We start from the raw sequence: 21,714 nt of genomic DNA on the forward strand, positions 1-21,714 counted from the left end.
GTCGGGTGGCGGCACAAGTCCTAGAGGATTTTTCCATGAAAGCCGATATCCATCCTAATTACGTAGAAATCGATGCCACTTGCAGCTGCGGCAACGTCATCAAGACTCGCTCCACGCTGGCCAAGAACCTGAGCATTGACGTTTGCTCTGAGTGCCACCCGTTCTACACCGGCAAGCAGAAAGTGCTGGATACCGGCGGCCGTATCGACCGCTTCAAGCAGCGCTTCGGTGTGTTTGGCGCCAAGTAATAAGCTGTCGCCGCTACGGGAGTCCGATGAGATTCTCCGAGCTGAAAAAGGCGTCCCTGGTGGGCGCCTTTTTCGTTTCTGTATTTTTCAGTTTGCAGGCTGCAGCGCTTTGCTCGGTGAGCGAACCGCTTTCCCGCGTCAAGGTGGCTGCGGTCATCGACGGCGATACGTTGCGGTTGGTCGATGGGCGCAGCGTGCGGCTCATTGGCCTGAACGCGACCGAGATGGGGCGCAATGGGCGTAGCGCCGAGCCGTTCGCCGAGGCTGCGAGGAACCGGCTGCAGTCATTGGTGAGCGTCAATGATGGTTATGTTGCTATACGCCCAGGGCAGCAGTCCAAAGACCATTACGGCCGTGTGCTTGCTCATGCCTTCGACGACCATGGCGAGAACCTGGAAGCGCTAATGCTTGCCGAGGGCTTGGGCTTCTTTGTCGCTATCGCGCCGAACCTTTCCCTGGCGGAGTGCCAGCGGGCTGCAGAACGGCAGGCGCGTTCGGTTGGCAGAGGTGTTTGGCGGCGGCCTCCCATAATTGCTGCGGAGCGCGTGCGTCGCGGTGGGTTTGCGATTGTCCGAGCGCGTGTCGAGCGTGTGGACACCAACCGAGGTGGTGTCTGGTTGGAACTGGGCGGCTCGCTTGCCGTGCAAATCCCACGTGAGGCGGTTGCAGCGTTCGATGGTGCGCTGGTCGGTCTGGCGGGTAAGCATATCGAGGTGCGCGGGTGGATCATCGACCGCAAGGGGCGGGGCGATTTGTCGCGGCGGGCTCGTTGGTTGCTGAAAATAAGTCACCCATCGATGCTCGCACCGCTGCTCTGAAGCCGTAGCCGCGCCGGCCTAGCGTATCAACTTATCTGCGCTGAAAGTCGTACGGCCAGGCCTTGACAGTCAGATTTTCCGTTCCCTTGTGACGACGCTCGGTCTTGGCGTATGCTCGACCACCTGTCTGTCCCCAGTAAAAATAAGCGGAAATGCCCCATGACTGACCTGAAAACTGCCGCTCTCGACTACCATTCCCAGCCTCGTCCGGGAAAACTGAGCGTCGAGCTGACCAAGCCCACGTCCACTGCTCGCGATCTCTCGCTGGCCTACAGTCCTGGCGTGGCGGAGCCGGTCCGGGAGATCGCCCGAGATCCTGAACTGGCCTATCGATACACCGGCAAAGGCAATCTGGTCGCAGTGATTTCCGACGGTACCGCCATTCTTGGTCTTGGAAACCTTGGGCCACTTGCATCCAAGCCGGTCATGGAAGGCAAGGGCGTGCTGTTCAAGCGATTCGCCGGGATCGATGTATTCGATATCGAAGTCGATGCGGAGAGTCCTCAGGCCTTTATTGATACCGTCAAGCGTATCTCCATCACCTTTGGTGGGATCAATCTGGAAGATATCAAAGCCCCTGAGTGCTTCGAAATCGAGCGGACCTTGATCGAGCAATGCGACATCCCGGTGTTTCACGATGACCAGCATGGCACGGCCATCGTCACTGCAGCCGGTATGCTCAATGCATTGGAAATCGCCGGCAAGACGTTGGAGCAGGCCAAGATCGTCTGCCTCGGTGCCGGTGCCGCAGCAACGTCTTGCATGAAGTTGCTGGTTAGCATGGGTGCGAAAATCGAGAACATCTTCATGATCGATCGCAAGGGCGTTATCCATGCGGGTCGTGACGATCTGAATCAGTACAAGGCGGTTTTTGCACATGAGACGGACAAGCGCACCCTGGAAGATGCGCTAGATGGCGCCGACGTCTTCGTAGGTCTGTCGGGTGCCAATTTGCTGAGTGCCGAAGGCCTCAAGCGTATGGCGGCCAACCCGGTAGTATTTGCCTGCTCCAACCCTGACCCAGAGATCAGCCCCGAGCTCGCGCACGCGACCCGCTCCGATGTGATCATGGCGACTGGTCGTTCGGACTACCCGAATCAGGTCAACAACGTGCTGGGCTTCCCATTCATCTTCCGCGGCGCGCTAGACGTTCGGGCCAAGCGCATCAATGAGGAAATGAAGATAGCGGCCGCACTTGCGTTGCGTGAGCTTGCCAAGCTACCGGTGCCGGCCGAAGTGGCGGCTGCCTATGGCGTTGACAGCCTGGAGTTCGGTCGTGAGTACATCATTCCGAAGCCCATGGACCCGCGCCTGATTACGCTGGTTTCCGACGCGGTTGCCAAGGCTGCCATTGAAAGCGGTGTGGCGACCCTGCCATATCCGTCGCACTACCCGCTAACCTCGGTCAGCGACGTATTTGGTGCCTGATTAGGATATGCGTGGCCCCGTCTTGGCGGGGAACGCAGTCAAAAAAACCGGCCACTGGTCGGTTTTTTATTGAGCAATGCAAAACCTGGCGGAGCTTGGCTGCCTCTTTCCAATTAACAACCGACCTTCAGAACAGATCCAAGGGTGCTGTTTCGCTGGCCGGTAGCGGACTGCCGGGAATGGTCGTGCCTGGAATCAGTTCGTCGTCCATGTCTGGTGGTGAATCTTCGATGCGGAATATTTCGAAATAAGCATCTGGCGTTCCAGGGGCCGCTGCGCGACCACTGTCTGGATCGATGCGTAAAGTCAGAATACCTTCGGGTTCGGCCGGGGCATGTTCTGGTTCGCCGTCCAGCACCGTGCTCATGTATTTCATCCAGATGGGGAGGGCCACAGTGCCACCGTACTCGCGGCGGCCTAGGCTCTGCGGTTGATCGAATCCGGCCCAGACGGTGGTGACGATATCGGCGTTATAGCCGGAGAACCAGCTGTCTTTCGACTCGTTGGTGGTTCCGGTTTTTCCCGCGATATCGGCGCGGCCCATTGCCAGGGCTCGTCTGCCCGTGCCTCGCTTGATCACATCCTGCAGCATGCTGGTCATGATGTAAGCAGTCCGCTCATCAATGATCTGCTCGGCATGCTTGGGCGGTTGGATTGGCTCAGAGCTATTCTCGTCAATGAAAGAGCTGTTCTGCGCGTAAGAGATTGCTGTCGCCTCGTTATTTTCGGCAGGAGACGGGTGCGCAATGTCGCGCTTCGGCACGCGCACCGGGTCGGCGCTGAATATGACCTTACCGTCTCGATCTTCAATTCGTTCTATCAGATAGGGCTCTATCTTGTAGCCGCCATTGGCGAATGCCGTCCAGCCGGTAGCGATTTCCATCGGAGTCAGCGTTGCCGTACCAAGCGCAAGCGACAGGTTCGCTGGCAGGTCTTCGGGCTTGAAACCAAAGCGCTCGATGTAATTAATAGTTTGCGGAATACCCAGGGTTTGCAGCAGGCGAATCGACACCAGGTTCCGGGATTTGTAAAGCGCTTCACGCAGGCGGATTGGGCCGAGGAAGGTGTTGTTATCGTTCTTGGGTCGCCAAACGCGATCCAGACCTTCCTCGACAAAAACGATGGGCGAGTCGTTGACAAGCGTGGCAGGAGTAAACCCTGCATCCAGCGCAGCGCTATAGACAAAGGGTTTGAAGCTTGAGCCGGGTTGGCGTTTGGCCTGGATGGCGCGGTTGTAATTGCTTTGGCCAAAGGAAAAACCTCCGGTCAGTGCTTCAATGGATCCGTCAAGCGGATCGAGCGATACCAATGCGCCCTGCGCCTGGGGTATCTGGCTGAACAGCGCTTCATCTTCGGAAAAGCGAATCCGAATGACATCTCCCAGTTTGACCACGTCGGAAGGTGCCTTGGGTTTGGGTCCAAGACTGTTGGTATTGATGTATAGGCGGGCCCACTTCATGCTTTCCCAGCTGATGCTGTGTTGACTGCCATCCCGTAGTAGGGCTTGGGCGGAGTCCTTTGACACGCGACTGACGACCGCTGGCTGCAGCCCGGACTGGCTATGATAGTCGCCGAGCTGTTGTAGCCAGTCTGCTGGATCCGTGCCGGTTAGATGGGCTTCCGGACCCCGGTAGCCGTGGCGCTGGTCATATTCAATCAGTCCTTGAACAAGGGCCTGGTTGGCAGCGATCTGACGCTCGCTGCTCGTGGTGGTATAGACGCGGAAACCATCGGTGTAGGCAGTGCTGCCGAAGCGGCCGACCATTTCGGCACGGGCCATTTCGGCGATATAGGGTGCGTTAAGCTCGGGCGAGGAGCCGTGATAGGACGCATCGACAACTTCAGCCAATGCTTGCTGATAACGGGTCTCGTCTATCTTCCCGAGTCGGTACATCCGGCCGAGGATCCAATCCCGTCGTTCCTTGGCGCGCTCCTTATTGGCGAGCGGATTAAACGCTGAAGGCGCCTTGGGCAGACCCGCGATCATGGCCAGTTGCGCCAGGCTTAGTTCGTTGATGGGTTTGCCATAGTAAACCTGCGCTGCCGCTTCTATCCCGTAGGAGCGGTTACCCAGATAGATCTTGTTGACGTATAGCTCGAGAATTTCATCCTTGCTGAGCTCTCGCTCAATCTGAAGAGCGAGGAGAATCTCGTTGATCTTGCGTGAAAAGCTGCGCTCGCTGCTCAGGAAGTAATTCTTCGCAACCTGCATGGTGATGGTGCTGCCACCGGTCTGAATATGGCCGGTCTTCAATAATTGCGTGGCAGCGCGCATCAAGCTGGAAACATCGACGCCATAATGATTCGCGAAGTTATCGTCTTCTGCAGACAGCAACGCGGCGATGAAATCCTTAGGAATCTGATCGAAGCTGATAGGGGAGCGACGCATTTCGCCATATTCGGCGATCAGCTTGTCGTCGCGGCTATAAACACGCAGCGGTATCTGGAGCTGTATGCTGCGTAGCGAGTCGACTGACGGCAGGTTGGGGCTGAGGTAGAGAAATGCGCCGCTGAGACTGAGCAAAAGTCCACAGAAAACAGCCAAGCACGACCATAGGAAAAACTTCAGAAAACGCATCGGGGTTCGTTGAATCCAGGATGGGGAATGAGGTGTATGCCGCAGACGGTGCTGAAAGGAAAAACCGTTCACATTATAAGCGGTTTTTCTGTAGGGGAGCCATTTGCGCTTCTGTCAAGGCTGTTATCTAATGCTGACAAACATAATTAATCCGTAAGTAGCGGATAAAGATAGGAAATCGGCCGTGCTAGGGCTCTTCACTAAGAAAGCGAATACGCTGCTCGGGATCGACATCAGTTCGACGTCAGTCAAGCTGTTGGAATTAAGCCGCTCAGGTTCCCGGTACCGGGTTGAGTCTTATGCGGTCGAGCCACTTCCGCCAAACGCTGTGGTTGAAAAGAATATCGCTGAATTGGAGGGCGTTGGGCAGGCGCTTTCCCGATTGCTGGCAAAGGCAAAAACAGGCGTCAAGTCTGCTGCGGTAGCGGTATCCGGTTCGGCTGTCATCACCAAGAGCATCGAGATGGAAGCGGGGCTCAGCGATGACGAGCTGGAAAATCAGCTGAAAATTGAAGCGGACCAGTACATTCCTTACCCTCTCGAAGAGGTCGCGATCGACTTTGAGGTGCAAGGCCCTGCGCCTCGTTCACCCGGCCGGGTTGAGGTGTTGCTCGCGGCGTGTCGCAAGGAAAACGTGGAAATACGTGAAGCGGCGCTCGCCCTGGCAGGGCTGACGGCGAAAGTTGTCGATGTCGAAGCCTATGCGCTGGAGCGCTCTTATGGCTTGCTGGCACCCCAGTTGGGCGCTGGACATGATGAGCTGACCGTCGCGCTCGTTGACATCGGTGCGACCATGACCACGCTCAGCGTGTTGCACAACGGCCGTACTATCTATACGCGTGAGCAACTGTTCGGTGGTCGTCAGCTCACAGAAGAGATTCAGCGACGTTATGGCCTGTCAATGGAAGAGGCTGGTCTGGCCAAGAAGCAGGGAGGTCTGCCAGATGACTTCGATAGCGAAGTGTTGCAGCCATTCAAAGAAGCGGTCGTACAGCAGGTGTCGCGCTCTTTGCAGTTCTTCTTTGCTGCCGGACAGTTCCACGATGTGGATTACATTCTGCTGGCTGGTGGTACGGCATCGATCCCGGGCTTGGATCGGCTGATCCAGCAGAAGATCGGAACTCAAACTCTAGTCGCCAACCCGTTCGCCGATATGGCCTTGAGCAGCAAGGTCAACGCTGGCGCCCTCGCCAGTGATGCGCCGTCCCTGATGATCGCCTGTGGGTTGGCCTTGAGGAGTTTCGACTGATGGCCCGGATTAACCTTCTACCTTGGCGCGAACAGCTACGCGAAGAGCGTAAACAGCGCTTCCTGGTCTCGCTCGCCGGAGTTGCCGTAGTGGCCGTGGGGTTGTTGTTTCTTGCAGACCAGTACTTCACCCATGCCATCGAGCGACAGAACGCACGGAATGACTTCATCCGCAAGGAAATTGCCGCGCTGGATACTCGAATCGCAGAAATCAAGGAGCTGCGAGAGCGCCGGCAACAGTTGCTTGAGCGGATGAAGATCATCCAGGACCTGCAGGGTAATCGGCCGATCATCGGTCGAGTATTCGACCAGCTCGTTCGCACACTTCCCGACGGTGTTTACTTCACCGAGCTGAAGATGACCGGGAAAAACATCGCCATTGTTGGCGCTGCTGAATCAAACAACCGGGTCTCTAACCTGATGCGTAATTTGGATGGTTCTGATTGGCTGGATGCACCGAACCTGAACGAAGTGAAGGCTGTTACCGCAGGGGCGGTCGATCAGGAGAACGTGTTTCAGCTAACGGTGCAACAGACACAACCGGCCGCCGCTGTCGAAGGAGATAAGCCATGAGTCTGGCTAGCTCGATGGAGAGTCTCCGTAGCGTCGATCTGTCTGATCTGGACATGAACAACCTGGGGTCCTGGCCCGCAGCGGTCAAAGTCATCGCTGCAATATTGCTGATGGCCTTGATGCTCGGAGGGGGGTACTACTTTTACCTCAGCGACTTACAGGCCAGCCTTGATCAACAGGTGGCAGAGGAAGAAAGTCTCAAGCAGCAATTCTCGACTAAGGCATTTCAGGCGGCGAATCTTGACGCGTACAAGGCGCAGATGATCGAGATGGAGGCGTCCTTCGGTGCTTTGCTGCGGCAGTTGCCCAGCGATACCGAGGTGCCGGGTTTGCTTGAAGATATCACCCGTACCGGCCTGGGCAGTGGCCTCGAATTCGAAGAGATCAAGCTGCAGCCGGAAGTGACCCAGCAGTTCTATATCGAGTTGCCGATACAGATCAAGGTTGTCGGCGGTTATCACGACCTCGCGACCTTCGTCAGTGGCGTATCGAGCTTGCCACGCATCGTTACCCTGCACGATTTCGAGATCAAGCCGAACAGTAAGGATTCGTCTTCCAAGTTGCACATGAGCATCCTGGCAAAGACCTATCGCTACAACGACAAGGGGCTGCAGAAATGAAAGGAGCCCGAGTTATAGCAATGGGCCTGGGCATGGTGCTGTTGGCTGGGTGCGGTGTTAGCGGAGATTTCGATGATCTGCGCAGTTACATGGATGAAGTGCGAGCTAAGCCGAAAGGTTCGATCGAGCCGCTTCCAGCCTTCCTGCCGTACGAGGCTTTTACCTATAGCGCGGCGTCGCTGCGCCATCCTTTCCAGCCGCCAATGAAGATCGATCTGACTCAGCGGCAGAAAGGAACCAAGGACATACGGCCCGACGAAACCCGCGTCAGACAGTTCCTTGAGGAATTCAACATTGAAAACTTCGTCATGGTCGGGACGCTGGCTAACGGTGAAGGTAACTACGCCTTGATCAAAGGTGGTGATGGGGTTCACCGAGTCAAGGTCGGTGACTATCTGGGGCGCAACCATGGCCGTATCGTTGAGATCAGCGAAGCCGAGGTGGATGTGCTCGAAATCGTTCCGGACGGAGAGGGTGGGTGGCTTGAGCGCCCGCGTAGCCTGACCTTGAAAGAGCGTTCATGAGTCATGGCAAAAATGGAAAACCTATACCGGTCTGCACAACGGAAGCCTTTTATGAATACCACTCTCACTCGTCTCGGTTTGTCGTTGCTGGCAGCATTCATCTCGCCAGCATTGTTGGCGGCAAATCTGAACTCGCTTGATGTCGCATCGTTGCCCGGCGACCGCGTTGAGCTGAAGCTGGCTTTCGACGAGCCGGTTCCGACCCCGCGTGGCTACACGCTTGATCAACCAGCTCGTATTGCTCTAGATCTGCCTGGCGTGTCCAGCAAGCTAGGATCGAAAAACCATGAGCTCGGTGTCGGTAATGCGCGAAGTGTTACGGTGGTCGAGGCTCAAGGGCGCACGCGGCTTATCGTGAACCTCACGTCCTTGGTTCCTTACTCGACACGTGTTGACGGTAACAACCTATTCGTTGTGCTCGGCGAGAGCGCTGCGGGTTCAGGTGTTGTATCAGTCTCTCCCGTGGCTTCGAAGAAACCGGCCGCACCAGAGATATCCAAGGCCGCTAACAAGTCGATCAGCAATATCGATTTTCGCCGCGGGGAAGACGGGGCTGGCAACGTAGTGATCACCTTGTCTGATCCTTCGATCAGCCCGAGTATCGAAGAGCAAGGCGGTAAAATCCGTATCTCTTTTGCCAAAACTCAATTGCCTGAATCTCTGCGTGTTCGTCTGGACGTCCAGGATTTTGCCACACCAGTCAAATTCGTCGATTCGAGCAGCAAGGCCGATGGTGCCAGTATTGCGATCGAGCCGAGCGGTCGATACGACTACTTGGCGTACCAGACCGACGACAAGCTGACCATTAGCGTCAAGCCACTTAGCGAGGCGGATGCCGAGCAGCGCAAGGCTGAGCATTTCACCTATTCCGGCGAAAAGCTGTCGCTTAACTTTCAAGACATTGATGTTCGCTCGGTTCTGCAACTTATTGCCGATTTTACCGACCTCAACTTGGTGGCCAGCGACACCGTTCAGGGCAACATCACGTTGCGTTTGCAGAACGTGCCTTGGGACCAGGCGCTGGATCTAGTGCTGAAGACCAAGGGCCTCGACAAGCGCCAGGTAGGGAATGTCCTGCTGGTGGCTCCAGCAGACGAGATTGCGGCGCGCGAGCGTCAGGAGCTGGAATCCCAGCGCCAGATCGCAGAGCTAGCGCCTCTTCGTCGCGAGGTTGTACAGGTTAACTACGCTAAGGCAGCGGATATCGCGCGTTTATTCCAGTCTGTCACCGATAAAGGTGGCGAGAGCGAGGATCGTGGCTCGATTGCTGTTGATGACCGTACCAACAACATCATCGCCTACCAAACTCAGGAGCGTCTTGACGAACTGCGCCGTATTGTTGCTCAGCTTGATATTCCGGTCCGCCAAGTGATGATCGAAGCTCGGATCGTCGAAGCGAATGTCGATTATGACAAGAGTCTCGGTGTTCGTTGGGGTGGGAATCTTTGGGCGGGTGACAAATGGAACGCATGGGGTAAAGGCGGCAACTTAGGCGTTGAAGATGGAGACGAAGGGCAGGTTGGTCGTTTCCCCGGCATACGCGAAACGCCGCTCAACTCTCCGTTCGTTGATATGGGCGCAATCGGTGCTACCTCCGGGATTGGTTTAGGCTTTGTCACGAACAATGCCATCCTCGACCTGCAGCTCTCTGCCATGGAAAAGACCGGCAACGGTGAAGTGGTTTCCCAGCCGAAGGTAGTCACCGCGGATAAGGAAACTGCCAAAATCTTAAAGGGTTCTGAGGTTCCGTATCAGGAAGCAAGTTCCAGCGGTGCCACCAGCACCTCATTCAAAGAAGCAGCGCTGTCCTTGGAGGTCACGCCGCAGATTACCCCTGACAACCGCATAATTATGGAAGTCAAGGTCACCAAGGACGAGCCGGATTTCTCTCAAGCCGCTAGCACCGGCGGTATTCCATCCATCCGCAAGAATGAGGTCAATGCTAAGGTATTGGTTACTGACGGAGAGACGATCGTCATCGGCGGTGTATTCTCTAATACTCAGAGTAAGTCGGTTGATAAGGTTCCGTTTCTTGGGGATCTGCCTTTCGTAGGTCGGGTGTTTCGTCGTGATCTCGTACAGGACAGAAAGTCCGAGCTACTGGTATTCATAACTCCGCGGATCATGAATAATCAGGCGATTCAAGCCAGCCGTTAAATAGTTGATGCCGAACATCATTCTCGTGGGTCCGATGGGCGCTGGTAAAAGCACCATCGGACGCCTGCTTGCCAAGGAGCTTCGTCTCCCCTTTCGAGATTCTGATAAGGAGATCGAGCAGCGCACCGGTGCCAGCATTCCGCTGATATTCGATGTCGAAGGCGAGCAGGGTTTTCGCGAGAGGGAGCACGTCGCTATTCGGGATTTATGCCAAATGCGCGGCGTCGTGCTGGCAACGGGCGGTGGCGCGGTGCTCAGGGAGGACAATCGCGAGGTGTTGCGCACAGGGGGGCAGGTGATTTATCTGTGCACTTCGGTCGATCAGCAGCTTGACCGTACCTCTCGTGATCGCAATCGGCCGTTGCTGCAAGCGCCTAATCCCCGTGAGGTGCTGACCGGTTTGATGGCCGTGCGCGATCCGTTGTATCGCGAAATTGCTCACATCATCATCCAGACGGACGAGCGCCCGCCGCGCCTCGTGGTGCAGGAAATTCTCGGTCAGCTTCAGTCTTCTGGGCCCCGTGAAAGCTTGGGTCGATCTGCGTTATCCTAGCTCCCTTTAATCGTGGGGGCCCTATGCAGACTCTACAGGTCGATCTCGGTGAGCGTAGCTATCCGATCCTCATTGGCGAGCAGCTCATCGATCGCGGTGAGCTGTTGGCCTGCCATGTTCGCGGTAAGCAGGTTGCGATTGTCACCAATGACACCGTCGCGCCACTCTACCTTGAGCGCCTGTTGCAAAGCCTCAGCGAATTTAGGATAACTCCGATCGTGCTTCCCGATGGAGAAGCACACAAGAACTGGCAGACCCTGCAGTTGATATTCGATGCGTTGCTCGCGGCTAGGCATGACCGCAATACCACTATCATTGCGCTGGGTGGCGGTGTGATTGGTGATATGGCTGGTTTCGCAGCTGCGAGCTATCAGCGCGGCGTCGATTTCATTCAGGTTCCGACAACGCTCTTGTCCCAGGTCGATTCCTCCGTTGGCGGCAAGACGGGTATCAACCACCCGCTCGGCAAGAACATGATCGGTGCGTTCTACCAGCCGCAGGCGGTGCTGATCGACACAGCGACGTTGGCGACGCTCCCGGCGCGCGAGTTGTCCGCAGGCCTGGCGGAAGTCATCAAATACGGCCTGATCTGTGACGAGCCGTTCCTCGGCTGGCTCGAAGACAACATCGACAGGCTTCGTGCGTTGGATCAGGCCGCGCTTACCGAAGCGATACACCGCTCCTGTGAGGCTAAGGCTAAGGTGGTAGGGGCGGATGAGCGCGAGTCAGGTATTCGCGCGACGCTGAATCTCGGTCACACGTTCGGCCACGCGATCGAGACCCATCAGGGCTATGGGGTGTGGCTGCATGGTGAGGCGGTGTCGGCGGGCACTGTCATGGCGCTAGAGATGTCGAGCCAGCTCGGCTGGATCAGCACCGCGGATCGAGGCCGCGCGGTACGCTTGCTGTCGCGTGCCGGTCTACCGGTTGTGCCGCCGGCCGACATGCGTGCCGAGGATTTTCTCAAACACATGGCAGTCGACAAAAAAGTACTGAACGGCCAGTTGCGATTGGTGCTGCTCCAACGCCTGGGTGAGGCCGTGGTGACCAGTGACTTCCCTCAGGAAGTGCTTGAGGCCACATTGAACGTCAATTACGACGCGCTTACGCAATAGTCAGAACCTAAGAGATTTCCATGTCCAGTTTGTCTGCCGACGATTCGTACCTGAACCATTATGGGTTCAGTCATGATCCCTTTGCTGCACGCGTACCCGGCTTCAAGTTCTTTCCGGCTCAGCGCAAGCCAGTGCTTGGGCAGTTGCATCACCTTGCTCGTTACAGCCAGTTACTGCTGGTGGTGACGGGGCCGGAAGGCAGCGGCAAAACGCTGGTGCGTCAGGCACTAGTTGCCAGCAGCAACAAGCAGGCTGTTCAGAGCGTGGTCATCTCGCCATCAGAAACGCTCGATTCGAATATTCTTTTGCAACAGATCGCACAATCGATCGGCTGCCAGCGCGCCGACTTCGAGTCGATCATGGCGCAGATCATTCAACTAGCGTTGACCGGTCAGGAAGTGTATCTGCTGGTTGACGATGCCGAGCGACTTACAGGGGCGGCCGTCGAAACGTTGCTGCGATTGGCTCAGGGCAGTCCTGAAGGGCGGCCGCACGTCTTTCTCTTCGGCGAGCATGCGCTGGTCGCGCGTCTGGAGGCGTTGGTAGACGGTGAAGAACGCTTCCATGTGATTGCGCTTCAACCTTACGAGCAAGATGAAACCCGGGAGTATCTGGCACAGCGTCTTGAAGGTGCCGGGTCTGGACTTGACTGTTTAAAAGATGAGCAGGTCGCGCGAATCCATGACGATTCCGGCGGCTGGCCGGGTGCCATAAACCAGGTGGCCAGAGACGAGCTTCTTGAAACGATGCAACAGTCCAAGGGGCGTCGGAAATCGGCTGGATGGAATTTGCCACTGCCGATGAAGCATTTGTTGGCTCTGGTTGTCGTCGTGTTCATTGTCCTGATCACCTTGCTTATGCGCGACTCGGACGACTCCTCAACGACGCCTGTCACCACCGCTTTGCCGCTGGGCGAGCAGCCCGTGGCCGAGGCGCTGGCCGCCGAAGGCGATTCTGCGCCTGAGGTCGTCTCGGTCCAGCCTGCTCAGCCGGTTATCCGCGAGCCGCTTGCTGCTGCTGGAAGTGCCGAATCGGATGGTTCGTCGACGCAGGCTATCGAGGCGCAAGCGTCTGTTGAGGAATTGCCTGACGAAAGTATTCAAGCGCCTGAAGGGGTCGCCGCCCCGGTTGTAGTGCAACCGCCGGCCGCTCAGCCCAATCGCGTAGCCGAGGTGCCGCGTGAGCCGGTGCGACAAGGAGTCGCAGATTCGCCTGCGTCCCCAGCGAGTTGGTACGCCGGCCAGCCGAAAACCCACTATCTGGTGCAGGTGCTGGGTACGCGGACCCAGGCGAACGCAGAGGCACTGGTGAAAGCGCAAGGTGGAGATTTCCGTTATTTCGTCAAGCAACATGAGGGCAAGCCCTTATATGTCGTGACATACGGCAGCTTTTCCACCCGTAATGCGGCACTGGAAGCCATCCAGAAGCTGCCGGCGTCGCTGCGGGCAGGCAAGCCTTGGCCGCGTACATTTGCTAGCGTCCAGCAGGAAATTGTTCAGGCGCGCTAAAAATTGCCCTAAAAAGGTGCGATACGCACCGTTTTGGGGCTTGCAAAAATAAATTGTGTCGTTCTACCTGGCTTTGTAAACTGCTCCCCCTTTTGCCCACGTGTATGACGGGGCGGTTCCGTGCGCCGTCAATAAGGGGTTGATTTACAACGTATTTAGCTGGTGGAGTGCCTATGAGAGCAGGTCTGTTTCGTCCTGAAGAGTTCAAGGATAACTGCGGCTTCGGTCTGATCGCCCACATGCAGGGCGAGGCAAGCCATCACCTGCTTCAGACCGCTATTCAATCCCTCACCTGCATGACTCACCGAGGCGGGATCAACGCCGACGGTAAAACCGGCGATGGTTGCGGGCTGTTGATGCAGAAGCCCGATGGGTTTCTGCGCGCCATGGCCAAACAGCACTTCAACGCTGATCTACCGGCGCTATATGCCGTTGGCATGATCTTTCTCAGCCAGGACGAGTCCAAAGCTGAGGCGGCGCGCGCTAGCCTCAATGAGCAGATTGCGGCCCAGGGGCTAACTCTGGTCGGCTGGCGCGAGGTTCCGGTCGATACCACTGTGCTGGGACGTCTCGCCTTGGAGCGCCTGCCGCGCATCGAACAGGTGTTCGTCTCGGCGGAATGCCTCTCCGAACGGGATTTCGGTATCAAGCTGTTCTTCGCCCGCCGCCGCGCCGAAGTCGCGCTGGCTTCGGACAAAGAATTCTATGTCTGCAGTTTCTCCGACAAGGACATCATCTATAAAGGCCTGATGATGCCGGCGGATTTGGCGCAGTTCTATCCCGACCTCGGCGACGAGCGTCTGGCCACTGCCATTTGCGTATTTCACCAGCGCTTCTCCACCAACACCATGCCGCAATGGCCGCTTGCTCAGCCGTTCCGTTTTCTCGCCCACAATGGCGAGATCAATACCATCACCGGCAACCGTAACTGGGCACAGGCGCGCCGCCTGAAGTTTGCCAACGAACGGCTACCCGATCTGGAAAGTCTGGATCCGCTGGTCAACCGCACGGGTTCTGACTCCTCAAGCATGGACAATATGCTGGAGCTGCTCGTCACCGGCGGCATGGATTTGTTCCGTGGCTTGCGCATGATCATGCCGCCGGCCTGGCAGAACGTCGAGACCATGGATCCCGATCTGCGGGCCTTCTACGAGTTCAACTCCATGCATATGGAGCCGTGGGACGGTCCTGCCGGAGTGGTGCTTACCGACGGTCGCCACGCGATCTGCCTGCTTGACCGCAACGGCCTGCGTCCGGCGCGCTGGGTGACCACCACGAATGGTTACATCACCCTGGCATCTGAAGTTGGCGTGTGGGATTACAAGCCCGAGGACGTCATCGCCAAGGGCCGCGTGGGGCCGGGGCAGATCCTGGCCGTGGATACCGAGACAGGACAGGTGCTGCATACCGATGACATCGACAACCGTCTGAAGTCCCAGCACCCCTACAAGAAATGGTTGCGCCAGAACGCGCTGCGCATCCAGTCGACCCTGAACGATAACGACCATGGCTCGGCGTTCTACGATGCCGACCAGCTCAAGCAATACATGAAGATGTTCCAGGTCACTTTCGAGGAGCGTGACCAGGTCCTGCGGCCGCTCGCGGAGCAAGGGCAGGAGGCCGTGGGCTCCATGGGCGACGATACGCCAATGGCCGTGCTGTCGCGGCGGGTGCGTTCTCCATTCGACTATTTCCGCCAGCAATTCGCGCAGGTAACCAACCCGCCGATCGATCCGCTGCGTGAGTCGATCGTGATGTCGCTGGAAACCTGCCTGGGTGCCGAGCGCAATGTCTTCGAGGAAACCGCCGATCATGCCAACCGGGCGATTCTGACCACACCGGTTATCTCCCCGGCCAAGTGGCGCACCATTATGGAGCTCGATCGGCCAGGCTTCGATCGCCAGCTGATCGACCTCAACTACGACGAATCCATCGGCCTCGAAGCGGCGGTACGCAACATTGCCGACCAGGCAGAGGAAGCCGTCCGCGGCGGCAAGGTCATGCTGATCCTCAGCGACCGCAACATCCAGCCGGGCAAGCTGCCGGTGCACGCTTCCCTGGCCGTAGGTGCGGTGCATCACCGCCTGATCGAAACTGGGCTGCGCTGCGATTGCAATATTCTCGTAGAAACCGCTACCGCCCGCGATCCGCACCACTTCGCCGTGTTGATCGGTTTCGGGGCTACCGCGGTATACCCATTCCTCGCCTTCGAAGTGCTCGGTGACCTGATTCGTACCGGTGAGGTGCTGGGTGACCTGTACGAAGTGTTCAAGCACTACCGGAAGGGCATCTCTAAAGGCTTGCTCAAAATCATCTCGAAGATGGGCATCTCGACGATCACGTCGTACCGCGGTGCGCAGCTGTTCGAAGCCGTGGGTCTGGCTGACGAGGTTGTCGACTTCAGTTTCCGCGGGGTCGCCAGCCGCATCAAGGGCGCTCGGTTCGTTGATCTGGAAGCCGAACAGAAGGCCCTTGCTGCAGAGGCCTGGACCGCGCGCAAGCCGATCCAGCAGGGTGGGCTGTTGAAGTTCGTTTACGGTGGGGAATACCACGCCTATAACCCCGATGTGGTGGCGGCGCTGCAGGTTGCTGTACAGCAGGGCGACTATCAGCGCTTCAAGGAATACACCGCACTGGTCGACCAGCGCCCGGCGGCGATGCTACGGGATCTGCTGAAACTCAAGGTGGCGGAACAACCACTGGAGCTCGAAGAAGTCGAGCCGCTGGACAAGATTCTCAAGCGCTTTGACTCGGCCGGCATTTCGCTCGGCGCGCTGTCGCCGGAAGCACATGAGGCTATCGCCGCGGCGATGAACCGTATCGGCGCGCGCTCCAACTCCGGTGAAGGCGGTGAAGATCCGGCGCGCTACCGCACCGAGCGCAGCTCGAAGATCAAGCAGGTGGCCACCGGACGTTTCGGCGTCACGCCTGAGTACCTGGTCAACGCTGAAGTGCTACAGATCAAGGTCGCCCAAGGCGCCAAGCCTGGCGAAGGTGGTCAGTTGCCTGGCGGCAAGGTCAATGGATTGATCGCCAAACTGCGCTATGCAGTGCCGGGCGTCACCCTGATTTCACCGCCACCGCACCATGACATCTACTCAATCGAAGATCTGGCCCAGCTGATCTTTGACCTCAAGCAGGTCAATCCCAAGGCGCTGGTGTCGGTCAAGCTGGTGGCTGAGCCTGGTGTTGGCACCATTGCGGCTGGCGTAGCAAAGGCCTATGCGGATCTGATCACCATTTCCGGCTACGATGGCGGCACCGGCGCGTCGCCACTTAGCTCGATTCGCTACGCTGGCTCGCCATGGGAGCTTGGCCTGGCCGAAACTCATCAGACGCTGCGTGGCAACGATCTCCGGGGCAAAGTCCGTGTGCAGACCGATGGCGGCTTGAAAACCGGCCTAGATGTCGTGAAGGCGGCCATCCTTGGTGCCGAAAGCTTCGGCTTTGGCACTGCACCGATGATTGCGCTGGGCTGCAAATACCTGCGCATCTGCCACCTGAACAACTGCGCCACTGGTATCGCCACGCAGAACGATCAACTGCGTAAAGACCATTTCATTGGCACCGTCGACATGGTGGTGAACTTCTTTACCTTCATTGCCGAAGAAACGCGTGAGTGGCTGGCTCGCCTGGGTGTACGCAGCCTGCAAGAGCTGATCGGTCGTACCGATCTGCTCGAGTTGCTGCCGGGGGAGACTGCCAAGCAGAACCATCTCGACCTGTCGCCGCTACTCGGCAGCGATCATATTCCGGCAGACAAGCCGCAGTTCTGTGAAGTCGAGAAGAACCCGCCTTTCGATCAGGGCCTGCTGGCCGAAGAAATGGTCAAGCTGGCACGCTCGGCTATCGACTCAAAGAGCGGCGGCGAATTCGAGCTGGACATCTGCAACTGCGACCGCTCCATCGGGGCGCGCGTATCCGGCGAAATCGCTCAAGTGCACGGCAACCAGGGCATGAAGGACGCCCCCGTTACCTTCCGCTTCAAGGGGACCGCTGGGCAGAGCTTCGGCGTCTGGAATGCCGGTGGGCTCCATCTGTATCTCGAAGGGGATGCCAACGACTACGTCGGTAAAGGCATGACTGGCGGCAAGCTGGTTGTCACCCAACCCAAAGGCAGTGTTTTCGAATCGCAGGACTCGGCTATCGTCGGCAACACCTGCTTGTATGGCGCGACCGGCGGAAAGTTGTTCGCCAGTGGTACCGCGGGTGAGCGATTCGCTGTGCGTAACTCCGGCGCGCATGCGGTCGTGGAAGGCACGGGCGATCATTGCTGCGAATACATGACGGGCGGTTTTGTCTGCGTCCTTGGCAAGACAGGCTACAACTTCGGTTCCGGCATGACCGGCGGTTTCGCCTATGTGCTCGACATGGACAACAGCTTCATCGATCGGGTGAATAACGAGCTGGTCAATCTGCAGCGCATCACGGGTGAGGCGATGGAAGCACACCGTAGCCATCTACAGGACGTGTTGCGTGAGTACGTCGCCGAAACCGGCAGCGCATGGGGCGAGAACCTCTTTGAGAACCTCGATGACTACCTGCGTCGCTTCTGGCTGGTCAAGCCAAAGGCGGCCAACCTGGCAACGTTGCTGTCGACCACTCGGGCCAACCCCCAATAAAAAGCAGGTTCAGCGGTGAGTTTCGGCCATGATGCCGAGTCTCGCCCCGCTCCGTGATTGTCATGCAGCTTGCAGCCGTGGGCGTGCAGCTGCCGCTAAGAGGTTTTGAAATGACTGAACGTCTGAATAACGACTTCCAGTTCATCGAAGTCGGGCGCAAGGATCCGAAGAAAAAGCTGCTGCGCCAGCGTAAGAAAGAGTTCGTCGAAATCTATGAACCCTTCAAGCCACAGCAGGCATGTGAGCAGGCCCACCGCTGTCTGGGCTGTGGCAACCCTTACTGCGAGTGGAAGTGTCCGGTTCATAACTACATTCCCAACTGGCTCAAGCTGGTGTCCGAGGGCAATATTCTCGCTGCCGCCGAGCTGGCGCACCAAACCAACACCCTGCCAGAGGTCTGTGGACGTGTTTGCCCACAGGATCGTCTGTGCGAGGGTGCCTGCACCCTGAATGATGGCTTCGGCGCAGTTACCATCGGTTCGGTGGAGAAGTACATTGCGGACACCGCCTTCGCCATGGGTTGGCGCCCTGACATGTCCAAGGTCAAGCCGACTGGCAAGAAGGTCGCCATCATTGGTGCCGGCCCAGCGGGTCTCGGCTGCGCCGACGTGTTGGTGCGCAGCGGCGTGGCGCCGGTGGTCTTCGACAAGAACCCCGAGATCGGTGGACTGCTGACCTTCGGTATTCCTGAGTTCAAGCTGGAGAAAAGCGTACTCAGCCGTCGTCGCGAAGTCTTCACCGGTATGGGCATCGAGTTCCGCCTGAATACCGAAGTGGGCAAGGACGTGACCATCGACCAGCTGCTCGCCGATTACGACGCGGTATTTATGGGCATGGGCACCTACACTTACATGAAAGGCGGTTTTCCTGGTGAAGATCTGCCGGGCGTGCACGACGCACTGGATTTCCTGATTGCCAACGTCAACCGCAATCTCGGTTTCGAGAAGTCGGCCGAAGATTTCGTCGACTTGAAGGGCAAGAAGGTCGTGGTGCTTGGTGGTGGTGACACCGCGATGGACTGCAATCGCACCTCCATCCGTCAGGGCGCCAAGAGCGTGAGCTGCGCCTATCGGCGTGACGCGGCAAACATGCCCGGTTCGCGCAAGGAAGTGAAGAACGCCAAGGAAGAGGGCGTCAAATTCCTCTTCAACCGCCAGCCCATTGCGATCGTCGGCGAAGGCAAAGTCGAAGGCGTCAAGGTAGTCGAGACGCGTCTTGGCGCACCGGATGCCCGCGGCCGTCGCAGCCCCGAGCCGATTCCCGGTTCCGAAGAAGTACTGCCAGCCGATGCCGTGATTATCGCGTTCGGTTTCCGTCCGAGCCCAGCCGACTGGTTTGAAGGGCAGACTATCCAGACCGACAACCAGGGCCGCGTCGTGGCGCCGGAAATGGGTCAGTTCAAGCACCAGACCAGCAACCCGAAGATTTTCGCAGGTGGCGACATGGTGCGTGGTTCGGATCTGGTCGTGACGGCGATCTTCGAAGGTCGTCAGGCCGCCGAAGGCATCCTGGACTACCTGGAGATCTGATTTCGGGGATAGGTGAGGTTTCCCCAACTCACCGATTGGGCTCGCCGCTGGCGCGGCGAAAGTCTGACCAGAATCAAGCCCAGAGATAAAAGGCACGGCACTCGCCGTGCCTTTTGTTTTCCGCTTTGCGACAATGCCGCCACTCTTTTGCTGGAACCCAGACATGACTGCCTTGAAGAACGATCGCTTTCTCCGCGCCCTGCTCAAGCAACCTGTCGACGTCACCCCTGTGTGGATGATGCGTCAGGCCGGCCGCTACCTGCCGGAATACCGGGCTAGCCGCAGCAAGGCGGGCGATTTCATGAGCCTGTGCATGAACCCTGAACTGGCCTGCGAGGTTACGCTGCAGCCACTGGAGCGTTATCCGCTGGATGCCGCGATCCTGTTCTCGGACATTCTCACCGTGCCTGACGCCATGGGTCTTGGCCTCTACTTCGAGACTGGCGAAGGGCCGCGTTTCAAGAAAGTCGTCAGCAACATGGCCGATATCGAGGCGCTGCCGATCCCGGATCCCGAGAAAGACCTTGGCTACGTGATGAATGCCGTGCGCACCATTCGCCGCGAGCTCAATGGCCGCGTTCCGCTGATCGGCTTTTCTGGCAGCCCTTGGACCTTGGCGACCTATATGGTCGAAGGCGGCTCTTCGAAGGACTTCCGCAAATCCAAGGCGATGCTCTATGAAAACCCGCAGGCCATGCATGCGCTGCTCGACAAGCTGGCGCAGTCGGTGACCAGCTACCTCAACGGGCAAATTCTGGCAGGTGCGCAAGCCGTACAGATTTTCGATTCCTGGGGCGGCAGCCTTTCCGCCGCGGCCTATCAGGAGTTCTCCCTGGCCTACATGCAGAAGATCGTCGATGGGCTGATTCGCGAGCATGACGGGCGTCGCGTGCCGGTGATCCTGTTCACCAAGGGTGGCGGGCTGTGGCTGGAGTCGATGGCAGCGACTGGTGCCGAAGCGCTGGGGCTGGACTGGACCTGCGACATTGGCGTGGCAAGGTCGCGGGTCGGTGACAAGGTAGCGTTGCAGGGCAACATGGACCCAAGCGTATTGTTCGCCAAACCTGAGGCGATCAGAGCCGAGGTTGGTCGTATTCTCGCGAGTTTCGGTCAGGGCGAAGGTCACGTCTTCAACCTGGGTCACGGCGTCACGCCAGAAGTCGATCCGGCTCACGCTGGCGCCTTCATCGAGTCGGTGCACGAACTCTCGGCGAAGTATCACGGCTGAGATCAGCCGCCGGGAATGAAAGAGCCGCTTAACGCGGCTCTTTTGGTTTATGGCTGCTGATAATGCCCAGGTGTGGTGCCCGGTTTATGTTCGTGGACCAGCTTGGTTACACGGATATCGGTGATACCGATGACCTCGGCCTGCTCCAGGATCTTGCCCTCGTCAGCCCCTGCCTCTGGCATCACCAGGCTGTTTTCGGCATCGCCATTGTGCAGCTCGATCAGATGCCGAGCGGCACTGGCTTTCGACATACGCTCTTCTTGCGAATCGATGAGATGGTTACGGGGTTCGTTCTGGAAGAGGTAGTTGACTTCGAACTTGTGCATTGACTTGCCGAACATGGGGCAGCTCCTTGAAGTGGAAGGGTCTGCTTCTGTTGACTCGCCGGTCCAGTTATTCGTTCGGCAGTGCTCGGTGCCGAGGCGACAATTGGGCGCGCCACGGCGCCGAAACGATGCGCCCACAACCAACCTAACGAATGCGGGCGCTCGCGTATTTACTTGACCTTCGCCAGGTTGCCCTTGAGCGCAACCCCGGCCATGATCGCGCCGGCATGGCACTCATACTTCTGGCTGTCTTTGTATTCGACGTGCTTGTAGTTGCTGGCGATGTCCACCACGGCGTTGGCGCCGGCCGCCTTGGCGGCCTGCTGCAGGCCGATCAGCGCCGATTGCAACGCCCAGCTGCAGGCGCCCTCGTCGGTCTTGTTGAAGGCGTTGGTTTTCTTGCTGGTGGTTACGCCGCTGCGAATGATCTGCGCGCCTTTGGGGGTCGTGCCCGCGAGGTAGAACTTGACGCTGCCGTCGAGTTTGCCTGAGGCCGTTGCCTCGGCCACGACCTGATTGAATGGCAGGTAGTGAGTGGTGTCGCGGGCCTGGCTGACTCCGGGTAATGCGCAGAGCACCAGTGCTGCGCCGATCCATGTGTTTTTCTTCATTGCTTTTTTCCTTGCGGTGTTTTGGTTG

General features: G+C 57.9%; 17 protein-coding genes. 14 read left to right on the forward strand and 3 right to left on the reverse strand.

Translation table 11 applies throughout. The features are described from left to right. Positions 1-35 precede the first annotated feature (35 nt). From rpmE to BUE09_RS17825, 3 genes are all read left to right on the forward strand, one after another. The gene (gene rpmE / locus BUE09_RS17815) at positions 36-248 is read left to right on the forward strand and encodes a 50S ribosomal protein L31 (protein ID WP_019341291.1); all 213 of its coding nucleotides are present in this window, start codon (positions 36-38) and stop codon (positions 246-248) included. Between the two features lie 26 nt (positions 249-274). Further along, positions 275-1,066: a thermonuclease family protein gene (locus tag BUE09_RS17820; protein WP_073303053.1), complete on the forward strand. Its 792-nt coding sequence runs from the start codon at positions 275-277 to the stop codon at positions 1,064-1,066. Positions 1,067-1,225: 159 nt separating this feature from the next. Beyond that, positions 1,226-2,494 carry a malic enzyme-like NAD(P)-binding protein gene (locus BUE09_RS17825; RefSeq protein WP_073303055.1) on the forward strand — a complete coding sequence of 423 codons (1,269 nt, stop codon included), beginning with the start codon at positions 1,226-1,228 and terminating at the stop codon, positions 2,492-2,494. Positions 2,495-2,621: 127 nt separating this feature from the next. Here the strand turns inward: BUE09_RS17825 and BUE09_RS17830 are convergent, their stop codons facing one another. Further along, positions 2,622-5,072, reverse strand: a complete 2,451-nt coding sequence (locus tag BUE09_RS17830; RefSeq protein WP_073303057.1) for a penicillin-binding protein 1A — start codon at positions 5,070-5,072, stop codon at positions 2,622-2,624. A gap of 184 nt (positions 5,073-5,256) precedes the next feature. Here BUE09_RS17830 and BUE09_RS17835 point away from each other — a divergent pair, with 184 nt between their 5' ends. From BUE09_RS17835 to hemE, 11 genes are all read left to right on the forward strand, one after another. Next, entirely contained in the window at positions 5,257-6,321 is a 1,065-nt protein-coding gene (locus BUE09_RS17835; protein WP_073303059.1) for a pilus assembly protein PilM, read from the forward strand. Continuing rightward, entirely contained in the window at positions 6,321-6,893 is a 573-nt protein-coding gene (gene pilN, locus BUE09_RS17840; protein WP_073303061.1) for a type 4a pilus biogenesis protein PilN, read from the forward strand. The genes BUE09_RS17835 and pilN overlap by 1 nt, the downstream gene beginning before the upstream one ends. Next, entirely contained in the window at positions 6,890-7,513 is a 624-nt protein-coding gene (gene pilO, locus BUE09_RS17845; protein WP_073303063.1) for a type 4a pilus biogenesis protein PilO, read from the forward strand. Before pilN ends, pilO begins: the two co-directional genes overlap by 4 nt. Next, the gene (gene pilP, locus BUE09_RS17850) at positions 7,510-8,037 is read left to right on the forward strand and encodes a type 4a pilus biogenesis lipoprotein PilP (protein WP_073303065.1); all 528 of its coding nucleotides are present in this window, start codon (positions 7,510-7,512) and stop codon (positions 8,035-8,037) included. Before pilO ends, pilP begins: the two co-directional genes overlap by 4 nt. A gap of 51 nt (positions 8,038-8,088) precedes the next feature. Beyond that, a complete protein-coding gene (locus BUE09_RS17855; protein ID WP_073303067.1) occupies positions 8,089-10,194 on the forward strand; it encodes a type IV pilus secretin PilQ in 2,106 nt (701 codons plus the stop codon). 7 nt (positions 10,195-10,201) lie between these two features. Then, positions 10,202-10,747 carry a shikimate kinase AroK gene (aroK, locus tag BUE09_RS17860; protein WP_073303069.1) on the forward strand — a complete coding sequence of 182 codons (546 nt, stop codon included), beginning with the start codon at positions 10,202-10,204 and terminating at the stop codon, positions 10,745-10,747. A gap of 23 nt (positions 10,748-10,770) precedes the next feature. Further along, complete coding sequence (aroB, locus tag BUE09_RS17865) at positions 10,771-11,862, forward strand: 3-dehydroquinate synthase (protein WP_073303071.1); 1,092 nt, start codon at positions 10,771-10,773, stop codon at positions 11,860-11,862. 20 nt (positions 11,863-11,882) lie between these two features. Then, positions 11,883-13,370 (forward strand): SPOR domain-containing protein, encoded by a 1,488-nt coding sequence (locus tag BUE09_RS17870; protein ID WP_073303073.1) that lies wholly within the window; start codon positions 11,883-11,885, stop codon positions 13,368-13,370. A 173-nt stretch (positions 13,371-13,543) separates the two neighbouring features. Then, positions 13,544-17,992, forward strand: a complete 4,449-nt coding sequence (gltB, locus tag BUE09_RS17875; RefSeq protein WP_073303075.1) for a glutamate synthase large subunit — start codon at positions 13,544-13,546, stop codon at positions 17,990-17,992. Positions 17,993-18,102: 110 nt separating this feature from the next. After that, complete coding sequence (locus BUE09_RS17880) at positions 18,103-19,521, forward strand: FAD-dependent oxidoreductase (protein ID WP_073303161.1); 1,419 nt, start codon at positions 18,103-18,105, stop codon at positions 19,519-19,521. Positions 19,522-19,684: 163 nt separating this feature from the next. Then, positions 19,685-20,749 (forward strand): uroporphyrinogen decarboxylase, encoded by a 1,065-nt coding sequence (hemE, locus tag BUE09_RS17885; RefSeq protein ID WP_073303077.1) that lies wholly within the window; start codon positions 19,685-19,687, stop codon positions 20,747-20,749. A gap of 47 nt (positions 20,750-20,796) precedes the next feature. Here hemE and BUE09_RS17890 read toward each other — a convergent pair whose 3' ends face one another. Both BUE09_RS17890 and BUE09_RS17895 read right to left on the reverse strand, forming a co-directional pair. Continuing rightward, complete coding sequence (locus tag BUE09_RS17890) at positions 20,797-21,090, reverse strand: hypothetical protein (protein ID WP_073303079.1); 294 nt, start codon at positions 21,088-21,090, stop codon at positions 20,797-20,799. 155 nt (positions 21,091-21,245) lie between these two features. Beyond that, positions 21,246-21,686, reverse strand: coding sequence for an excinuclease (locus tag BUE09_RS17895; protein WP_073303081.1), 441 nt, complete (start codon positions 21,684-21,686; stop codon positions 21,246-21,248). Positions 21,687-21,714: the final 28 nt, after the last annotated feature.

This window comes from Stutzerimonas xanthomarina DSM 18231, from assembly GCF_900129835.1.
GTDB lineage: Bacteria > Pseudomonadota > Gammaproteobacteria > Pseudomonadales > Pseudomonadaceae > Stutzerimonas > Stutzerimonas xanthomarina.